The organism is Candidatus Regiella endosymbiont of Tuberolachnus salignus, from assembly GCF_964020115.1.
In the GTDB taxonomy this organism is placed as follows: Bacteria; Pseudomonadota; Gammaproteobacteria; order Enterobacterales; family Enterobacteriaceae; genus Regiella; species Regiella insecticola.
Window position 1 is genome coordinate 1,448,273 of record NZ_OZ026542.1, and the last position, 16,650, is coordinate 1,464,922.

General features: G+C 41.3%; 13 protein-coding genes and 5 pseudogenes. 9 read left to right on the plus strand and 9 right to left on the minus strand.

The window, feature by feature from the left end:
- The first annotated feature begins 14 nt into the window (after positions 1-14).
- On the plus strand, positions 15-1,112 hold the full coding sequence (locus tag AACL30_RS07530) for a hypothetical protein (RefSeq protein ID WP_339058223.1): 1,098 nt from the start codon (positions 15-17) through the stop codon (positions 1,110-1,112).
- A gap of 576 nt (positions 1,113-1,688) precedes the next feature.
- Here AACL30_RS07530 and AACL30_RS07535 read toward each other — a convergent pair.
- A pseudogene (locus AACL30_RS07535) lies at positions 1,689-2,075 on the minus strand (cytosine permease); the annotation flags it as partial.
- Positions 2,076-2,261: 186 nt separating this feature from the next.
- Between AACL30_RS07535 and AACL30_RS07540 the strand changes: the two are divergent.
- Positions 2,262-2,945: a helix-turn-helix transcriptional regulator gene (locus AACL30_RS07540; protein WP_339058224.1), complete on the plus strand. Its 684-nt coding sequence runs from the start codon at positions 2,262-2,264 to the stop codon at positions 2,943-2,945.
- A gap of 65 nt (positions 2,946-3,010) precedes the next feature.
- Here the strand turns inward: AACL30_RS07540 and AACL30_RS07545 are convergent.
- Positions 3,011-3,439 (minus strand): annotated as a pseudogene (locus AACL30_RS07545) (GNAT family N-acetyltransferase).
- Between the two features lie 510 nt (positions 3,440-3,949).
- Between AACL30_RS07545 and AACL30_RS07550 the strand changes: the two are divergent.
- Together AACL30_RS07550 and AACL30_RS07555 are read left to right on the plus strand one after the other, a co-directional pair.
- Entirely contained in the window at positions 3,950-4,147 is a 198-nt protein-coding gene (locus tag AACL30_RS07550; RefSeq protein WP_339057091.1) for a TraY domain-containing protein, read from the plus strand.
- Between the two features lie 1,805 nt (positions 4,148-5,952).
- Complete coding sequence (locus AACL30_RS07555) at positions 5,953-7,341, plus strand: MFS transporter (protein WP_339058225.1); 1,389 nt, start codon at positions 5,953-5,955, stop codon at positions 7,339-7,341.
- Between the two features lie 264 nt (positions 7,342-7,605).
- Here AACL30_RS07555 and AACL30_RS07560 read toward each other — a convergent pair whose 3' ends face one another.
- Positions 7,606-7,923: a hypothetical protein gene (locus tag AACL30_RS07560; protein WP_339058226.1), complete on the minus strand. Its 318-nt coding sequence runs from the start codon at positions 7,921-7,923 to the stop codon at positions 7,606-7,608.
- A 143-nt stretch (positions 7,924-8,066) separates the two neighbouring features.
- Between AACL30_RS07560 and AACL30_RS07565 the strand changes: the two genes are divergently transcribed.
- The gene (locus tag AACL30_RS07565) at positions 8,067-8,915 is read left to right on the plus strand and encodes an IS5 family transposase (protein ID WP_339058227.1); all 849 of its coding nucleotides are present in this window, start codon (positions 8,067-8,069) and stop codon (positions 8,913-8,915) included.
- An 18-nt stretch (positions 8,916-8,933) separates the two neighbouring features.
- Here AACL30_RS07565 and AACL30_RS07570 read toward each other — a convergent pair whose 3' ends face one another.
- The 5 genes and pseudogenes from AACL30_RS07570 to AACL30_RS07590 all read right to left on the minus strand — a co-directional run bounded on the left by AACL30_RS07570 (position 8,934) and on the right by AACL30_RS07590 (position 11,547).
- Positions 8,934-9,083 (minus strand): hypothetical protein, encoded by a 150-nt coding sequence (locus tag AACL30_RS07570; protein WP_339058228.1) that lies wholly within the window; start codon positions 9,081-9,083, stop codon positions 8,934-8,936.
- Positions 9,065-9,235, minus strand: a pseudogene (locus AACL30_RS07575) (IS5/IS1182 family transposase); the annotation flags it as partial. The gene AACL30_RS07570 and the pseudogene AACL30_RS07575, both read right to left, overlap by 19 nt.
- A 36-nt stretch (positions 9,236-9,271) precedes the next feature.
- Positions 9,272-10,035, minus strand: a protein-coding gene (locus AACL30_RS07580) for an IS5 family transposase (RefSeq protein ID WP_422389587.1) whose coding sequence is annotated in 2 segments (ribosomal slippage) — positions 9,272-9,675 and positions 9,675-10,035 — 765 coding nt in all. Because the reading frame shifts where the segments join, the coding sequence is not laid out codon by codon here.
- An 85-nt stretch (positions 10,036-10,120) separates the two neighbouring features.
- The gene (locus tag AACL30_RS07585; protein WP_422389583.1) at positions 10,121-11,005 is read right to left on the minus strand and encodes an IS3 family transposase; all 885 of its coding nucleotides are present in this window, start codon (positions 11,003-11,005) and stop codon (positions 10,121-10,123) included.
- Positions 11,006-11,037: 32 nt separating this feature from the next.
- The gene (locus AACL30_RS07590) at positions 11,038-11,547 is read right to left on the minus strand and encodes a helix-turn-helix domain-containing protein (RefSeq protein WP_339058080.1); all 510 of its coding nucleotides are present in this window, start codon (positions 11,545-11,547) and stop codon (positions 11,038-11,040) included.
- On the opposite strand from AACL30_RS07590, the gene AACL30_RS07595 reads away from it, so the two are divergent.
- The gene (locus AACL30_RS07595) at positions 11,546-11,959 is read left to right on the plus strand and encodes a transposase (protein ID WP_339058229.1); all 414 of its coding nucleotides are present in this window, start codon (positions 11,546-11,548) and stop codon (positions 11,957-11,959) included. The genes AACL30_RS07590 and AACL30_RS07595 overlap by 2 nt on opposite strands.
- 173 nt (positions 11,960-12,132) lie before the next feature.
- On the opposite strand, the pseudogene AACL30_RS07600 reads toward AACL30_RS07595, so the two are convergent.
- A pseudogene (locus AACL30_RS07600) lies at positions 12,133-12,663 on the minus strand (IS5 family transposase); the annotation flags it as partial.
- 100 nt (positions 12,664-12,763) lie between these two features.
- On the opposite strand from AACL30_RS07600, the gene istA reads away from it, so the two are divergent.
- The 3 genes and pseudogenes from istA to AACL30_RS07615 all read left to right on the plus strand — a co-directional run.
- On the plus strand, positions 12,764-13,942 hold the full coding sequence (istA, locus tag AACL30_RS07605; RefSeq protein WP_339056344.1) for an IS21 family transposase: 1,179 nt from the start codon (positions 12,764-12,766) through the stop codon (positions 13,940-13,942).
- Complete coding sequence (gene istB, locus AACL30_RS07610; protein ID WP_339058365.1) at positions 13,939-14,736, plus strand: IS21-like element helper ATPase IstB; 798 nt, start codon at positions 13,939-13,941, stop codon at positions 14,734-14,736. Before istA ends, istB begins: the two co-directional genes overlap by 4 nt.
- A 58-nt stretch (positions 14,737-14,794) precedes the next feature.
- Positions 14,795-16,597 (plus strand): annotated as a pseudogene (locus tag AACL30_RS07615) (glucose PTS transporter subunit IIA); the annotation flags it as partial.
- Positions 16,598-16,650: the final 53 nt, after the last annotated feature.

Sequence of the window (16,650 nt, forward strand, 5' to 3'; positions counted from 1 at the left end):
AGAGGGTAAATATTATGTCACTGATTATTCAAGGCGCAACTTACCTGCCATTTAACATCGTTATTAGTGAAAAAAGACTCAAACGTGCTATTTATGGTTCTTCGAAAGAAGATGCTATAAAAATGGGGGTCTGGGGCAAAATTAAGGACTGGGTTTGTAGGAATAAAAAAAGTAAAGCACTGAAGAAGATTTATGATTTGACGCATAATGATCATGAACCGAATACTGAATCAGCATTGAAAACAATAACTTCTTTTTACCAACTTAAAGAAATGATCTATCCTGGTTTTCAGGATAGATTTCAAGCGTCTGTCACAGAAAACGAAGATGATACTTACACCTTTACCTTTTCTATAAAAGATGCAATGGATGAACGCAAGTTGGTGTATGGGAATTTTGAAAAGGATGTTCATGCTTTTTCTGCAAGAAAATTAACCAATAACAGTGAGTTTTTAGACACCAGTAACGTTTCTCGTGAGGGCGTTGATGCCGCCTTAGCTAAGGTGGCTTACAATATTGCTCTAGATAAACTGGAAGGGATTTCTTCGCCAAATCAGGACAGGTTATATCTACATTTACTCAGTAAACGAACAAAACAAAAAATGGAGCTTGATCAACGTCTAGCTCAGGAGTGGATTACGTTGCAAATGAAATGTTTTGATTATTATGCCCTGCAACGTTCCTCTCTGGACTCCATTGAGGGTATGGATCTAACAAAGACAATAGGAACGGAAAATGAATGGATCTATGACTTTGCTAGATCAATGAGCAGTATTAAAAGAAACATACAAAAACCGCTAGCTGAAAAATTTAATAACAAAACTAACAGGCTGTATGATGAACCCATATATGCAGAAATTACTGATTTAAAAGTAGATCATTCTGAACGAACTGATAAGCCCCTCCGTGCAATGACATCACAATCAGACGCTTCAAAACTTTCGGTTATAAAATACTATGCAGGATCCGTAAATGGCGACATCTACGCAACAGTGAACAAGAAAAATAGCGAAGAATCAGAATTATTAAAAAGCATTAAAGATCATATAATTAAGAACCCTAAAGAATTTCCAGCAGCTTATGAATATATTAGATTAGGAAAGGGTATATAGCTGGATAAATTTTCAAAACTTACTCTGCGTCGCCACGGTGCGCCAGAGATCAGCATCGGTAAAAGTGCTGCCAATACGATAGCATTAGCCAGTGTCAATTTGTAAAAGAAAAGATCATAGTCGTAAAAAACCACTCAAAAAAATCATCTTTCATTATACCCTGGAGACAACTAGCTTGAAAAACAGCGCCTTAATACGTTACGTTCTGTGATTATGATCCGCCTATTTTTATTAAAAATTCGCTGGTATTCAATGGATAGGTGATATTACTAACATGAGTTCTTATCACGAAAAGTCTACAGAACTGAAAATAGGGTGAGAGCAGGCTGTTTAATACAGAAAAAATATTGAAATGAAGACCAAGAACTATCTTTTAACCTTTTTTGCCAAACTTTGAATATATTATTTGTTTAAGGCCGGATACGACAAATTTTGCAGCTAACGATATTTATAATCCAATAAAGAATGCTGGCAACAAGCAAGGAGTTAAGTGATGGAACACCCCAATCGAGAGCCAGTCCGACCGCACTCCCTAAAATCGAAGAGACAATCGCAGGCCACCCGATCAGAGGCGTAGAGAGGGTATTTGAGACCCTGTGCGAAAACAGCATTTTGCACACCGAACCAGCCTAACAAACTCACTGCAATCACCATGCCTACAAATACTGAGCCCAAGCGGCCAAAACCACACCAACGTGCTAATAAGCTGCTTGATAATCCTTCACGCATCCCCGCAAATCCAAGCCCGATAGTAACAAATCCGAAAATGAGACTGCCAAGAAAAATAGATAAAAAGGCATGGCTTAGTGTCATGGAATGTCCTAATATCGCGCCTAGCATAAATTGATCTAATGCGGTCAGCATACCCATGTAAACTAACGTTACGCTGATAAAAGGAAATCTCATCGTTGTAGGTACACGGCTAACAGTATAATTATTGTCATTAATAATATTTTTATTCATTTTTTCTTAATCTCTTTTAAAAAAATAATTATTATTAATATAAATTAATTTTATAGTATTTTATATGATAATAAAATACAAGGTAATTGTGTTCTATTATATTAAAAAATAATAAGTCAGTGTTAGTATAGAAATAATAATTTTACTTATTACTAAAATTAAATATGGATGCAATTTTGAAAAAAAATGCCAGAAATTTCCACAGAACAGCTCAATTCTCTTATTTTTTCTATAGATAGTTTTAATGAAGCTTGGGGAATAAAAAATTTACAATCACAGCATCTGCACATGAATCAGGCTGCCTTAAATTTCACAGGTATACCCTCTAACTTTAATATTGAAGGGAAATTGGATCATGAATGTCCTGTCCCCTGGGCGGAATTAGCGCCAGAATTACAAGACCACGATAGACGTGCTGAAAAGACTGGAAGAAGTGTCAGTATTATTGAAACCCATTTTTGGAATAATGGAGAATCCATTCAGCCTTATTTTTGTGAAAAATTTCCAGTCTACAATAAAGATAAACAGTGCGTAGCGACGGTTTGGCATGCCAGGAAATTTAACTTTTTATCTCCATTGGAATTTATTGATAAACGTTCTCCATCTGTATTAATACTAGAACCTCCTAATGATCTATTTACAAAATCAGAATTGAGGTTAATTTTTTTTGCAGTAAATAGATTATGCTGCAAGGAAATAGCCAAAAAACTTGAACTATCTCATCGGACAGTAGAAAATCGACTGCTCATCATATATCAAAAAGTAGGAGTTAATTCATTACATCAATTTATAGCATATTGCAAACATACCGGTTTTGATAAATACATTCCTGCTGAACTTATTTCTAAAGGTGTTCTCTTCATTTCATGAAGCGTTCAAAAAACGGCGAGACCATGAGGTAGTTCATCACCATTAATTTGACTAAATATATTGTATTATGCTGTGGGTGTTAGCTGAGGTGGTAGTTTTTTGGATAAAAAATAGCGGGTATATTTGTGCACAAAACCTGATAGTTCCCCGTACTCACGGTATCCCCGTTTGTGATAAAACCCCTGCGCTTGGAAGCTAAAAGTGTCGACATAAGCAAAATGACAACCACGATTGGCGGCTTCTTTCTCTGCTTTCTCCATTAATTGCTTACCAAAACCCTTCTTACGGTGGTGTTTATCTACCCATAGATACTGGATTTCAAGACCTCCCTACCACGTTCTAGCTATTAATCCGGCGATAATTTTACCTTTATCGCTTTTCCTCGTGACAACTAAAGACCGAATGTCTACGGCATTATACTGCGCGTTATGCTCCCAGAGTTGATCTATGATAAATTTTTCTTCCTGTTCATTAGGTTTGTCACTAAAACACATATTTACCTCTTAATTGTAATGAGACTATTTTCGTCAATAACCGGTATTCGGAATAATCCTAACTGGCAATCATCGAAATTTTGATCAGAACTATTCAGGTCTTTTTGCTCGATCATATAAAAAATTATTAATATAAGTATAAAATTTTTACACTATACGATAATAGTATTTTTTGCCAAAAGAAGCTTGTTAATACACAGATAGTTAAATGTTTTTCATTATGAATGATGAAATATTGAGAATAGGAACATTATTTATTTTATATTTTAGCAAGAGTAAAATTCACTCTAATAATAATGTATGTAAGTAGTACTGTTGTATCACAGCAGGGTATGAGTAAATCATAATTATGGCTTACTTAATTAAACACTATTAATTGTGTGTAAATAATGAAGGCCAGAGATGAAATACTAAAAAATAATTTTTATGAAATTTTATATCTGTTAATAATGGAATCGGCATGTATAAATATAAACTAAAAATACATGAGTGAACTTTAAGGATGGGAGAGTGAAAGTAAATATTGAGGCAACCGAGACAGGGACAATGGTCACTGTTAAAATATCAGCCACCGCAAATAGTTTATTAACTATCAGCGCACTTAAATCTAAAAGAAGCAAAAAATGTGAATCTGAATTGAGGCTAGAAGATCACTTACGAAAATTTTCATCTATATCTGAAATCGGTGTCACAGAAAAAAGAGAGTAGTGATTGAGTGGGGTTGACTGGCTATGACCGATATTAAAGGAGGGCGTCGTGATGAGTAACCGACAAAATAGAGCGAGAAAATGCGCGTTAAAAGATAAAATAGTAGCGGCCACGCGAAATGAAAAGAAAATAAAGAAAGCCAGAAAACCGCTATTTGCTCAGTATAAAATAAAACGCCTTTCCTAGATTAGGATATATTGAATATTATGAATAGAAAATTAATTTTACTGTCTATTTTACTAACTAACATGATTCTAGCCCATTATTCATACGGAAAATTATTACAAATCATAGTTGGGTTTGAAAAGCCATGGAGCGAAAACCTAGATGGTATTAGCGGCGACAGAGAGAGTTGATTTTTATTTTGTGACATAAATCATCAACGAAATAATAAAATAGCAACGCCCATGCAAAACCAGACCATCTTCCGTTTCCTCGTTAGCAATGTTCAGTGTGTGTCAATTATTCTATCGTCAATTGAGAATGATTTGGATGATTACCCCACACTTTTTATGCTCTCCATTTAGCTTTCTCTATGAATGTGTTAGTGTCTAAGCTCTATTAAATTAAGAGCTAATAAGGTGATGTTTTGCGCTTGCTACTCCTGCTACTACTGCCAGTCAGCCTTATATCTTGCGCTCCATATGATTACGATGCACATCAGGATAAAAAACCAGTAATGGTTGGCTCTTACCCAATATATTCTGTTGATGATAAAGGTAATTCAAGAAGAGATAGACGTATGGAGCGTATTCGAGACAAAGGGTGTGATGACAACAGCTCGGATTGCGGAAGACCTTTCGGCTGGTAACTTATTTTTCGAGTATCGATCATAATTCAACATTCTCTTGGAGTTTGGGTTAAATCAATTAACCCAAATCCCTGATATGGCACTGTTAACAAAGTTAAATTATTGAATAACAAAGAATTTATAAAAATATTTAGGACACATAAAATAATGATGAGATAAAAATAATACTTTTTGTGATCGGCTTCATCATTGAGAGAATTCGCCGATCGCTGCCATAAAAAATCGATTCATCTGTTTTTTTAAAGAGGAACCGTTTATTTTGAATGTATTTAAATTATAATTATTTCAATAAGTTAAATGAATACACTTTGTTAACAGTGCCATGGCCGAATCAGTTTAATTTGATTCAAGGCAGAGGAGCGCAGACAGTACAAATAGTACAGCAAGCGACGACAACACAAAATCAAATTAAACTGGTTTGGCCATAAGAGGGATCAGACTATGATCCATTAGTGTGATGACAACAGATTTTCCCCTAAATTTTGGTCACGGGTGAATAAACTCAGATTCACAGATAGCGTAGTTTCCCGCTCAGACGAAGGGCATGAAGGGATCATCTGCACTAATCGAGCGATATCATCACCGTTCATTTCATCTCTGCCCATCTTTATTTCTCGATTTGAAAATCGGGTGATTTGAAGTAGGAGAGCATAAAAAGTGCGGGGTAATCATCCAAATCATTCTCAATTGACGATAGAATAATTGACACTATTTTAATGCATCTCAAGATGCTCATGATCTACTCCAAACACAATTTCATGGTGAGCTAAGAGAGCGAGTATTCAGATCTGAAAATCGATGGGCATATGGGAGAAAAGACAGATGAAAGCACTGGATTAGCGGGATAGAATTGCCTCGCACTTTTTTATACTCTCTTATTTTTGTGCAAACCATTGCTGACATTGGCTTAAAGACAAATTCGACCGCCTTAAAAAAACCCGTAACCAGTTGTATGTCATCGGGACATAACATCCATTTATATGGAATCAACTATATGCAATCAGTAAAAGTAGATATCACATCTATACAACAACTCGATTTAGCCCCTCTAACAAAAAATCAAAAATCCTTGATATGCATGGTCATTATGGGAAATATTCTCGAATTCTTTGATTTGTTTTTGGTCGGTTTTGTCATTACCTTGCTGATGCAAGACCAACAGTGGTCATTGAACGCAATACAGTCTGGTTTTATCCTCGCAGGAGCGGGACTTGGAACCGTCATTGGCGCAATTGCTTGGGGTTGGCTCGCTGATAAATATGGTCGAAAAAAGTCATTTATCTCATGTATTTTGATGCTTGTTATATTTACTGGACTGTCTGCCTTAACGCCTGCAAATGGCTGGGTCTTTTTGTCGATCATGCGCATTTGCGTTGGCATCGCGGTTGGCGGGCTTAATGTTACTTCTGTGCCTTATGTGCAAGAATTTGTGCCATCCAAAAAGCGAGGTCTATTTGCTGGTCTTACTTCAGCGTTCATACCATTAGGGCTATTTCTTGGATCCCTCACAACACTTTATCTCGCTGAACCGCTTGGCTGGCGCGGCCTTTTGATGATTGGTTGTATTCCAGTTGTCTTGCTGGCTTGGACAAAATTTATCCCAGAATCACCGCGATATTTAGTATCAAAAGGACGTTTTCAGAATGCCCGCGAAGCCTATGCTTGGGCGATGAATATTCCGGTAACTAAAGTGGGGCATTTACCTGAATATGTATCCACTCCCAAACCGTCTTATCTAAAGATTATCAAGGACTATCCAAAACAACTTACTATTGTTGCTATTGGTTCATTTTGTTTTATCTTCGGAAGTTTCGTTATTCAATCATGGGGACAGGTATTACTAAATAAATCCTTCCACTTTAGTATTCATATGGTTGCGAATTTATTCATGATACTTTCTTTAGGAGACTTAGTCGGTCGATTACTGTCGGCATGGGTCTCCGATTATCTTGGGAGACGTTGGACACTCTTTGTCTGCGGTTTGATTGGTGCTCTAGGATGTACGATTGCCGCGCTCTCTATGCAGATCACGACAATCATGCATTTTTTCAGTCTGAATATTGCCTCTTCGGGCTGGATTTTCTTTGTTGGGATCTTTATAGCTATGATGTTTGGCGATGGCGCATTTAGTATTATCAATGTATTTGGTGGAGAAATGTTCCCTAATCATATCCGCTCAACCTGTCTTGGGCTGGGTTATGGAGTAGGAGCCACCGCTAAAATTATTGGCCCGATTTTTTTAGGTGCTATCATCGGTAGCGAAAAGCTGTCTGAAGATGTAGTGTTAGTCCCCTTCCTGATATTCGCGTTTATTTTTTTTATCGGTTCTATCGTTTATCTATTTGCTCGTGAAACTCGTAATATCCAGCTTGAAGATATATGAAATTTCAGAGCACGACACTAATTTTGGGGCGCGTATTCAATCAACTGGTTATGAATTTTTTTAGCAAAATTCGCCGTAAACCCTCGCTCCAATACGGGCGGGAATATCAGGCGAAAAGCCCGAAAATGTACTAACCCCTAAAAAACAGAGTATAACCATGCCACACCGAAAGAAACAGGCAACAAAAAACCCGCAAACCTAATTGGAGTGCGGGTTTTTCTTGTTTTACCGGTACTTTCTGGGCTATGGCCAGTCCTATCGGCGTCATCCCATCACACGTAGACCGGTTGTCAGTAAGGGGAGCGAGGCGCGCGCTAACCCCGCAATCAATTGGCCGGTTTTGCTTAAACCTTGAGATAACACCGGTAACAGCCTTACTCCCAGCTGGGAAAAATAACGTGCTAACCCCGCAATCAGTTGACCGATTTTGCTAAAACCCTGAGATAACGCCGGTAACAGACTGATTCCCAGCAGGGAAAAAGTGAGTTTTAATACCGCCAGCGGGGCTAACACCGCCGCCAGCGATAAGGCGAGCGCCGCTACACCTGCTGTAATCACCGTCAGTCCCACCGCCACTTTCATCAAGGTGGCCGCCAGTTTCGGGTTCTCTTCTATGGAAACCCTGAAAAACCGCTAAAAGTAGCCTATTCTGTTAGCAATAATTTTTTTAGGTTAATAGTGAAATGAAAACGAAATCGACGAGACGAGGCGACTTTTAAACGCAAATGAATAGGATAGTTCCCTGGGAAAAGATTCTGGCCAAACTCAGTCGTCATTATCCGAAGGCAAGCTCTAAAGGCGGCAGACCGGCGAAACCGTTAGAAGTGATGCTGCGGATTTATTTTTTACAGAATGGGTTTAATTATGCTGATTTATCGATGGAAGAAGCGTTATACGACATCCCCTTATTACGTCAATTTGCGGGGGTATGTGTCGATGCCATTCCCTCCGATCCCACTATCCTGCATTTTCGTCATTGGTTGGAAAAACATCATTTAAGCGAAGCGCTGTTTGAAGAAGTTAATACGCATTTAGCTTCGCTTCAGCTATTTATCAAACGGGGTAGCATTGTCGATGCTACGATTATTCATGCGCCCAGTTCAACTCAAAACCGGCAAAATACTCGTGAGCCAGACATGAAAGCCACCCGTAAAGGTAATCAGTGCTACTTTGGCATGAAAGCGCATATTGGCGTGGATGCACAGACGGGGCTGGTGCATTCCCTGGTGGGAACCTCGGCGAATGTAGTCGATGTGACGCAAGTTCATCACCTTCTTCACGGCCAAGAAGAGGTTGTTCATGGTGATGCCGGTTATAAAGGCGTGATGCGACGCCGCGAACATCAACATCGCGTGGTCACCTGGCACATCCCCCGACGGAGGGTATTGGCCTTGCCCGGGCAGGAGCAGCAGGTATGGGAAAAACATCGGCATCAGCAAAGTCTCAACGCGAAAATCCGGGCTAAAGTAGAACACCCCTTCCGTGTATTAAAATGCCAGTTCAACTTTAGAAAAGTGCGTTACTGCATATTATCATCAAGAAGATCACTCAATAACCGGTGTTTGTCAATGTAGTTGTCGCTTGAAACTGTTTTATGCAGCACTTACTTCCGGATTCAGCATCACTTCATGAATAAAATTCCAGTTACGACAGCCTTTGCTCCAACGTTCGGGTTTTTTAGCTCGAGCTAATTCATAGATGGCTTTCCGTTTATATAGTGTCGTCATGAGATCTTGAGCCATAGAGCAAGGCATCGTATTTGTACAGCAGCGAGAAAAGAGGAGGTATTTTTTGCATAACGAGTAGCAATACCTCGCCAGCGCTTTAGGTGCAGAAAAGCATTTTCCACGAGATGTCGATGCTTGTAGAGCGCTTTATCGTACTCACGTTGAATTTTACGATTCTTTTTAGGTGGTATTATATAGTGTCGTCATGAGATCTTGAGCCATAGAGCAAGGCATCGTATTTGTACAGCAGCGAGAAAAGAGGAGGTATTTTTTGCATAACGAGTAGCAATACCTCGCCAGCGCTTTAGGTGCAGAAAAGCATTTTCCACGAGATGTCGATGCTTGTAGAGCGCTTTATCGTACTCACGTTGAATTTTACGATTCTTTTTAGGTGGTATTACGATTTGCATGCCGGCTTCTTCTGCTTTTTTAATGATGTTATCACTGTCATAGCCCTTGTCAGCCAACAGATATTCTGCTGCAATACCTTTGGTTAAATTCGTTGCTTGCTGACAATCTGCTGTGGTACCTGATGTAATAAAAATTCTGACCGGCATACCATGCGCATCCACGGCCAGATGTATCTTACTGTTGAGCCCCCTTTTGTGCGCTCCATATCCTGATTACCGCCTTTTGCGCCTGCTGCATGAGGGTGAACTTTGCTATGAGTGGCATCAATCATCAGCCATTCAAAATCTGGCTCCACAATCAGCGCTTCGAGCAGAGACTCCCATAGCCCCTTGTCACGCCAGCGGCAAAACCGGCGATGAGTATTTTTCCAACCGCCATAATCAGGCGGTAAATCACGCCAGGGAGCGCCGGTTCTCAATATCCAGAAAACAGCATTAATAAACTGCCTGTTATCTCTGGCTATGCCACCCCAAGTGCCTTTTCTCCCCGGGAGATGAGCTTCCAATAGGCTCCAAACATGATCGGATATATCGTGGCGGCGATGGGCTAAATTCATTCCCGAATCATCTTTCATTATTGAATCATCTCAACAGTTGTCGTTATTTGTTACATGATAATATATTTTTTATTACGTGACGACACTACTTAGCTAATATTTCTTTATCTGCCTCCCTATGACGTTCATCTGGAGTAACGTACTTGATACCACTGTGTTTATGTTCAAGGTTGTACCCGTTCACAAACTGAGCTACCCAGGCTCTGGCATCATTGAGTAAAGTAAACCCCTCGGCTGGCCACTGGGGACAATATTTCACCGTTCGAAACAAGGATTCGGAATAAGGGTTATCATTGCTGACTCGTGGGCGAGAATATGAACTGATTCCCCCCAGATCGTACATTTTCGCCAACAGGGTATAACTACGCATGGGGCCACCATTATCTGAATGAAGAATGATTTTTTTGCCCGCGCATTTTTCTTTCCAGATGCATCGTTGCAGTAGCTCTGCAGCCTGTTCGCCGGATTCTTGTTCAAAAACGTCTGCCCCCACAATTTTCCGACTGAAAATGTCCATCATCATGTAGAGGTAAAGATGCCGACCTTTTATAGGTGTTGGCAAATAACTACTATCCCAGGACCATACCTGATTCGGTGCTGTCGTTTTTTGTGCGCCTGGACGTTTATAACTTCTCTCTCGACGTCTAGGTGTTAACAGTTTGTTCGCTTTGAGCACGCGATAAAACGTAGACTCAGAGGCGATATAAATTCCCCTATCAGCCAGCGTCGGAACGATGACATTCGGAGGGAAACTTGAAAACTCTGGTGAGTTACAGATTTCCATGATCCGCTGTCGTTCAGCATCAGACAATTTGTTGCTGGGGGCATTGCGAACGGCCGTTGACCGTTTGTCGGCCAGGGGAGCGTTGTGACAATTGTTGCGCCAGCGTTGCAGTGTTCTGACTGAAATCCCAATGACCTGGCAGGCTTGCGCCTTACGAGCCCCCTGTTTCATCGCATTCCTAAGCATATCAACTATATTAAGCCGCTCCGGGAGAGGTATTAGACGTCCTCGCTGTTGTCCCAGAGGGCATTGAACTTTTCCCTTAATACCAGTAGCGCTGCGGTTTCCGCCAGCGCCTTTTCTTTTCTGGTGAGTTCTTTTTCAAGTTCACGGATCTTTTGTCTGTATTCTTTGACGACTTTATCAACTTTATGATTATTCAAGGCTTTCGGCTCATGAGCCCGGAGCGAAGCCGTTCGCCATTCCTTTACCTGTTCAACAAACAATCCTTTGTGCCGACAGTATTCGGCCAGCTCAATTTCAGACATCACTGCGCTTTCAATGACCACCGCAAAACGCTGTTCGGGCGACCAACCTTCGTTATTCTTTAAAAACTGCTCATCTTCACATAACAGGCCATCACTCATTAACTCGTTTCTCCATCTTGAAACAACCGAAGGGCTCACGTCTAGCTTCTTCGCTATTTGCCGGTGAGACCAATTATACGGAGGTTGAAGCCAGAGCAACCCTTGTTGCTTGATATTGATAGGCACGGGGTTTGCCGGCATGGTGTTCTCCTTAATATTAACAGGCGACAACTATGCTGACACAGGGGGTTATTCAGTGATCTTCTTGATGATAATATGCAGTACTAACGTTATTGGTGCCCAGCTTAATGGAAAATTAACCACCGTTTGTACCTTCGATTGCCATATCAACAGCGATATTTTTTACGCCTGGATTACCCAAGATTTATTGCCAAAATCCCCTACAGGCGCGGTTCTTGTCATGGATAATGTTAGTTTCCATAAGCGCCAAGACATCCAGTCTGCTATACAGAAAGCCGGCTTTATTCTCGAATATCTTCTTACTTATTCTCCTGATATGAACACCATTGAGCATAAATGGGCTCAAGCGAAAGCCCTTCGCAGAAAGCGCCAATGTGATATCCATACCTTGTTTTCTGCACCTTTATTTTAAATCAATTTATACCGCTTATGCCATAGGGAAGCCCTGAAAAACCGAAATGAATGCTATATTTTGAGCTAATAGCGTTAATTCTTAAAGTCATGTAATAAAAAAGAAAATCAATGCACTCTTTTTTTACGGTATAAGAGACGGCGGATACACTTTTTTTCAGTATCAATGGAAAATCAGGGGTTACAGAGCAGGATTTTTCTAGCGAGAAAGAGATTGGTCAAAGCAAATAAGCTGAATAACTGCGCGGTATTTTTTGCCAAGCCCTTGTAGCGCACTTTTCTAAAGTTGAACTGACATTTTAACACCCGAAAGGGATGTTCAACCTTAGCCCGGATTTTCGCAATAAGACTTTGCCGATGCCGATGTTTCTCCCATACCTGCTGCTCCTGCCCGGGCAAGGCCAATACCCTCCGTCGGGGGATGTGCCAGATGACCGCACGATGTTGATGTTCACTGCGTCGCATCACGCCTTTATAACCGGCATCACCATGGACAACCTCTTCTTGGCCATGAAGAAGGTGATGAACTTGCGTTACCTCGGCTACATTCGCCGAGGTTCCTACCAGGGAATGCACCAGACCCGTCTGTGCATCCACACCAATATGCGCTTTCATACCAAAGTAACACTGATTGCCTTTACGGGTGGCTTTCATTTCAGGATCGCGGCCATTTTGCCGGTTTTTAGTTGAACTGGGTGCATGTGTCAGCGCTAATGATAAAAGACCGTAAATTGCTAATTTAATTTGTCCACTCAAGCCAGAATGCAGTTTCCTTTGTGGTGACAAAGCCATGAGGGAAATAAGCATGCTAAGAAGAGAGGACCACTACATGATAAAACAACGCCATCAACAGGGGGCATTTATTGTTGATATTGCCCATCAGATAGGGTGTTCAGAAAAAACGGTGAGACGGCACATTAGCTATCCTGCGCCGCCAACAGCAAAACGCGGTAAAAAACAGGTTGCTAAACTCGAGCCCTTTAAAGACTACATCGATTCAAGGTTGAGTGAACAGGTTTGGAATGCGGCGGTTATTTTTGAGGAAATCCGTGAAAAAGGCTACCGGGGTGGGAGTGCGATGCTCCGACGTTATATACATCCCAAACGTCCGCTCAGGGCCTCGAAAAACACGGTACGCTTTGAAACCCTCCCCGGTTATCAACTTCAACACGATTGGGGAGAAATCATCGTTGAGGTGGCAGGCTCTGCCTGTACGGTTAATTTTGCCGTTAATACGCTCGGTTTTTCGCGTCGCTTTCATGTCTTTGCTGCCCCTAAGCAAGATGCTGAGCACACGTATGAATCGCTGGTTCGCAGCTTCAATTACTTCGGTGGCAGCGTAAAAAATGTCTTGGTAGATAACCAAAAAGCCGCTGTTATCAAACATGGACAAAATGGCCACATCGAGTTCAATGCGGGCTTCCTGCAACTGGCTAATCACTATGGGTTTAGCCCTCGCGCCTGTAAGCCTTATCGACCGCAAACGAAAGGCAAAACCGAACGGATGGTGGGCTATGTTAAACACAATTTTTTCACTCGCTACCGTCAGTTTGAGAGTTTCGCTCATGTTAATCAACTGCTAGCGATGTGGCTGGCGAAAGTGGCAGACCAGCGTCATCTTCGTCAATTCAAGCAGACACCGGAAAATCGTTTTGCTGAGGAAAAAATAGCCTTGATGCCACTCCCTGCGACTGATTTCGATACCAGCTACTTCGACCTACGACAAGTGGCATGGGACAGCTATATCGATGTCAGAGGTAATCGCTATAGCGTGCCTTCATTCTGGTGTGGTCGTGCGGTTAATATTCGTATCGGTTTAGATAATACGCTACGTATTTACGGCGATGAGCAACTGCTCGCGACGCATCTCTTGCAGGAGGTAACGCAGGGCTGGCAAAAGGTGCCAGAACATCATCAAGCCCTTTGGCAACAGGTCAATCGAGTAGCGTCTCGTTCGCTCAGTGTGTATGAGGAGCTACTCTGATGGAAATGGAAAACTTGTTGATACGGTTAAAAATGGATTACCTGGGCGATGCGTTGGAGAGTTTATGTGAAGAAGCCACCAAGAAAGCACTGAACTACCGTGAATTTCTCCAGCAGGCATTAGCCCAGGAATGGAACGGGCGTCACCAAAAAGGCTTGGAATCGCGGTTAAAACAAGCACGTTTGCCGTGGATAAAAACCTTGGAGCAATTTGACTTTACTTTCCAACCAAGTATAGACAGGAAAATTATCCGCGAGCTGGCGGGGCTGAGGTTTGTCGAACATCATGAAAACGTCATTTTGTTAGGCCCACCTGGGGTAGGGAAAACGCATTTGGCGATAGCGCTGGCTGTCAAGGCAGCTACAGCTGGGCATCGGGTATTGTTTATGCCTCTGGATAGACTCTGCTGTACCTTAATGAAGGCAAAGCAAGAAAACCGTCTGGAACGCCAACTTCAGCAACTGTGCTATGCCAGGGTATTAATACTGGATGAAATCGGGTATTTACCGATGAATCGCGAAGAAGCTAGCCTATTTTTCAGGTTATTGAGCCGTCGTTATGAAAAGGCGAGCATCATTCTCACATCAAATAAAAGTTTTACTGATTGGGGGGACGTATTCGGTGATCACATTTTAGCAACTGCGATTTTAGACAGGCTTTTACATCATTCAACCACATTGAATATTAAAGGAGAAAGCTATCGACTCAAAAATAAACGCAAAGCAGGCATGTTGCCTATAAAAACGACTGATATTATCCAGGCGCCTGGAATAGAAACCCAACAGGAAAATTAGCAAAAACTGGACATTTTAAAGTAGCAAAAAGTGGTCAATCTAAAGTAGCGTTGACATTGTTGGCTATTTAGTATTGACCACATTGTGTTCCCCTAAGGGAGTCTCCATCATTGAGCAACTTCCTATTGATCAGGTTCCTGCCGCTTTTGATAACATTAACAATCAATTTATTGGTATTTTGGTCGGTATTATCTCCGCTGAGTTATATAATCGCTTTAGTCATATTGAGCTACCGAACGCATTATCCTTTTTTAATGGCCGCCTCCTAGTCCCCATTTTAACGTCTTTTGTGATGATTTTCGTCGCTTGTGCCCTCATGTTTGTTTGGCCAGTCATTTACGATGCTTTGGTTAATTTCGGTGAAAATATTCAAGATATGGGCTCCCTGGGGGCAGGGATCTATGCTTTTTTCAATCGGCTATTGGTTCCCATTGGTTTGCACCACGCTTTAAACTCAGTATTTTGGTTTGATGTCGCGGGTATCAACGACATTCCTAATTTTTTAGCAGGACAACAATCTATCGACTCAGGGACAGCGGAAGTCGGTGTTACCGGCCGTTATCAAGCCGGATTTTTCCCCATTATGATGTTTGGCTTACCAGGCGCCGCCTTAGCGATGTATCACTGCGCTCGTCCTGAAAAGAAAAATAAAATCTACGATATTATGCTAGCAGGTGCATTTGCTTCTTTTTTAACCGGAATTAGTGAACCCTTAGAATTTTCTTTTATGTTCGTTGCTCCCCCTCTTTATTTTATTCATGCCGTCTTGACTGGTATTTCGGTATTTATCGCCGCACAGATGCATTGGATAGCCGGCTTTGGTTTTAGTGCCGGTCTGATAGATATGATACTTTCTTCACGTAACCCATTAGCGACAGATTGGTATATGTTGTTGCCACAAGGTGTGCTTTTTTTTGCGGTTTATTATTTGATGTTTCGTTCTCTTATCAATAAATTTAAATTGTTAACACCCGGTCGGGAAGAGGATATTTTTGGTGATGAAGAAGATGATTATAATATTAATAAAAATAATATAAAAAATATTAATAATGATACTGCTATCAAACTACTTGCTCGTCGTTATATTAGTGCAATGGGGGGCTCTGACAATTTGATAGCTATCGATGCTTGCATTACTCGTCTGCGCCTGAATGTCAAAGATGCCGCACGGGTAAACGAGGCGTTAGCAAAAAATTTAGGCGCATCCGCTATTATTTGTCTCAATAAATACAGTGTGCAGGTTATTGTTGGGGCTCGAGCAGAATTCATCGCACAGGCGATGCAAAGGGTGTTTGCCGATAGCCGAGTTCCTTCAGCGGTGATGACAGCTTTACCGCCACCTCATCGAATTCAAGCCGATATTAAAAAAATACAGGCAACACCACTGATATTACTTTCACCTATTACTGGCACCGTCCATCCATTAGAAACTATTGCCGACGAAGCCTATGCCAGTAAAATTCTCGGGGAGGGTGTCGCCATTTATCCGACTGCTAAAACCGTAGTGGCACCGATTGATGGCAAAATTACACGGATTGTTCATACTAGCCACGCTTTTTATCTGACCAGCAGCACAGGTGTTGAAATTTTGATCCATATCGGTATCCAGCTTGATAAACAATATAGTCATGGCTTTAAACGTTTGGTTGAAGAAGAAAGTATGGTGGTCGCTGGTCAGCCTATTCTACTGTTAGATCTTGAATATCTTAATGCCAATGGTGTTTCTTTGCTCAGCCCCGTGTTGGTACAAAACCTCTCCCACTTTGGCGAGCTCTCTGTGCTAGCAAATGGTGAGGTGGTGGCGGGGCAAACCGATTTATTTGCTATTAGCCCCGCGGGCACGGTTTTGCAAGAAGTCTAATGAGATATACCCAATGAATTTCGAGTTACGGCAAGGCGGCAAGGGCGACCGAC

Bases quoted from the DNA above. Each gene is read 5' to 3' on its own strand.
- AACL30_RS07530 (WP_339058223.1), top strand. From the start codon at position 15: ATGTCACTGATTATTCAAGGCGCAACTTACCTGCCATTTAACATCGTT.
- AACL30_RS07540 (WP_339058224.1), top strand. From the start codon at position 2,262: ATGCCAGAAATTTCCACAGAACAGCTCAATTCTCTTATTTTTTCTATA.
- AACL30_RS07555 (WP_339058225.1), top strand. From the start codon at position 5,953: ATGCAATCAGTAAAAGTAGATATCACATCTATACAACAACTCGATTTA.
- AACL30_RS07560 (WP_339058226.1), bottom strand. From the start codon at position 7,923: ATGAAAGTGGCGGTGGGACTGACGGTGATTACAGCAGGTGTAGCGGCG.
- AACL30_RS07565 (WP_339058227.1), top strand. From the start codon at position 8,067: ATGAATAGGATAGTTCCCTGGGAAAAGATTCTGGCCAAACTCAGTCGT.
- AACL30_RS07570 (WP_339058228.1), bottom strand. From the start codon at position 9,083: ATGGCTCAAGATCTCATGACGACACTATATAAACGGAAAGCCATCTAT.
- AACL30_RS07585 (WP_422389583.1), bottom strand. From the start codon at position 11,005: ATGCTTAGGAATGCGATGAAACAGGGGGCTCGTAAGGCGCAAGCCTGC.
- AACL30_RS07595 (WP_339058229.1), top strand. From the start codon at position 11,546: ATGGTGTTCTCCTTAATATTAACAGGCGACAACTATGCTGACACAGGG.
- AACL30_RS07590 (WP_339058080.1), bottom strand. From the start codon at position 11,547: ATGCCGGCAAACCCCGTGCCTATCAATATCAAGCAACAAGGGTTGCTC.
- istA (WP_339056344.1), top strand. From the start codon at position 12,764: ATGCTAAGAAGAGAGGACCACTACATGATAAAACAACGCCATCAACAG.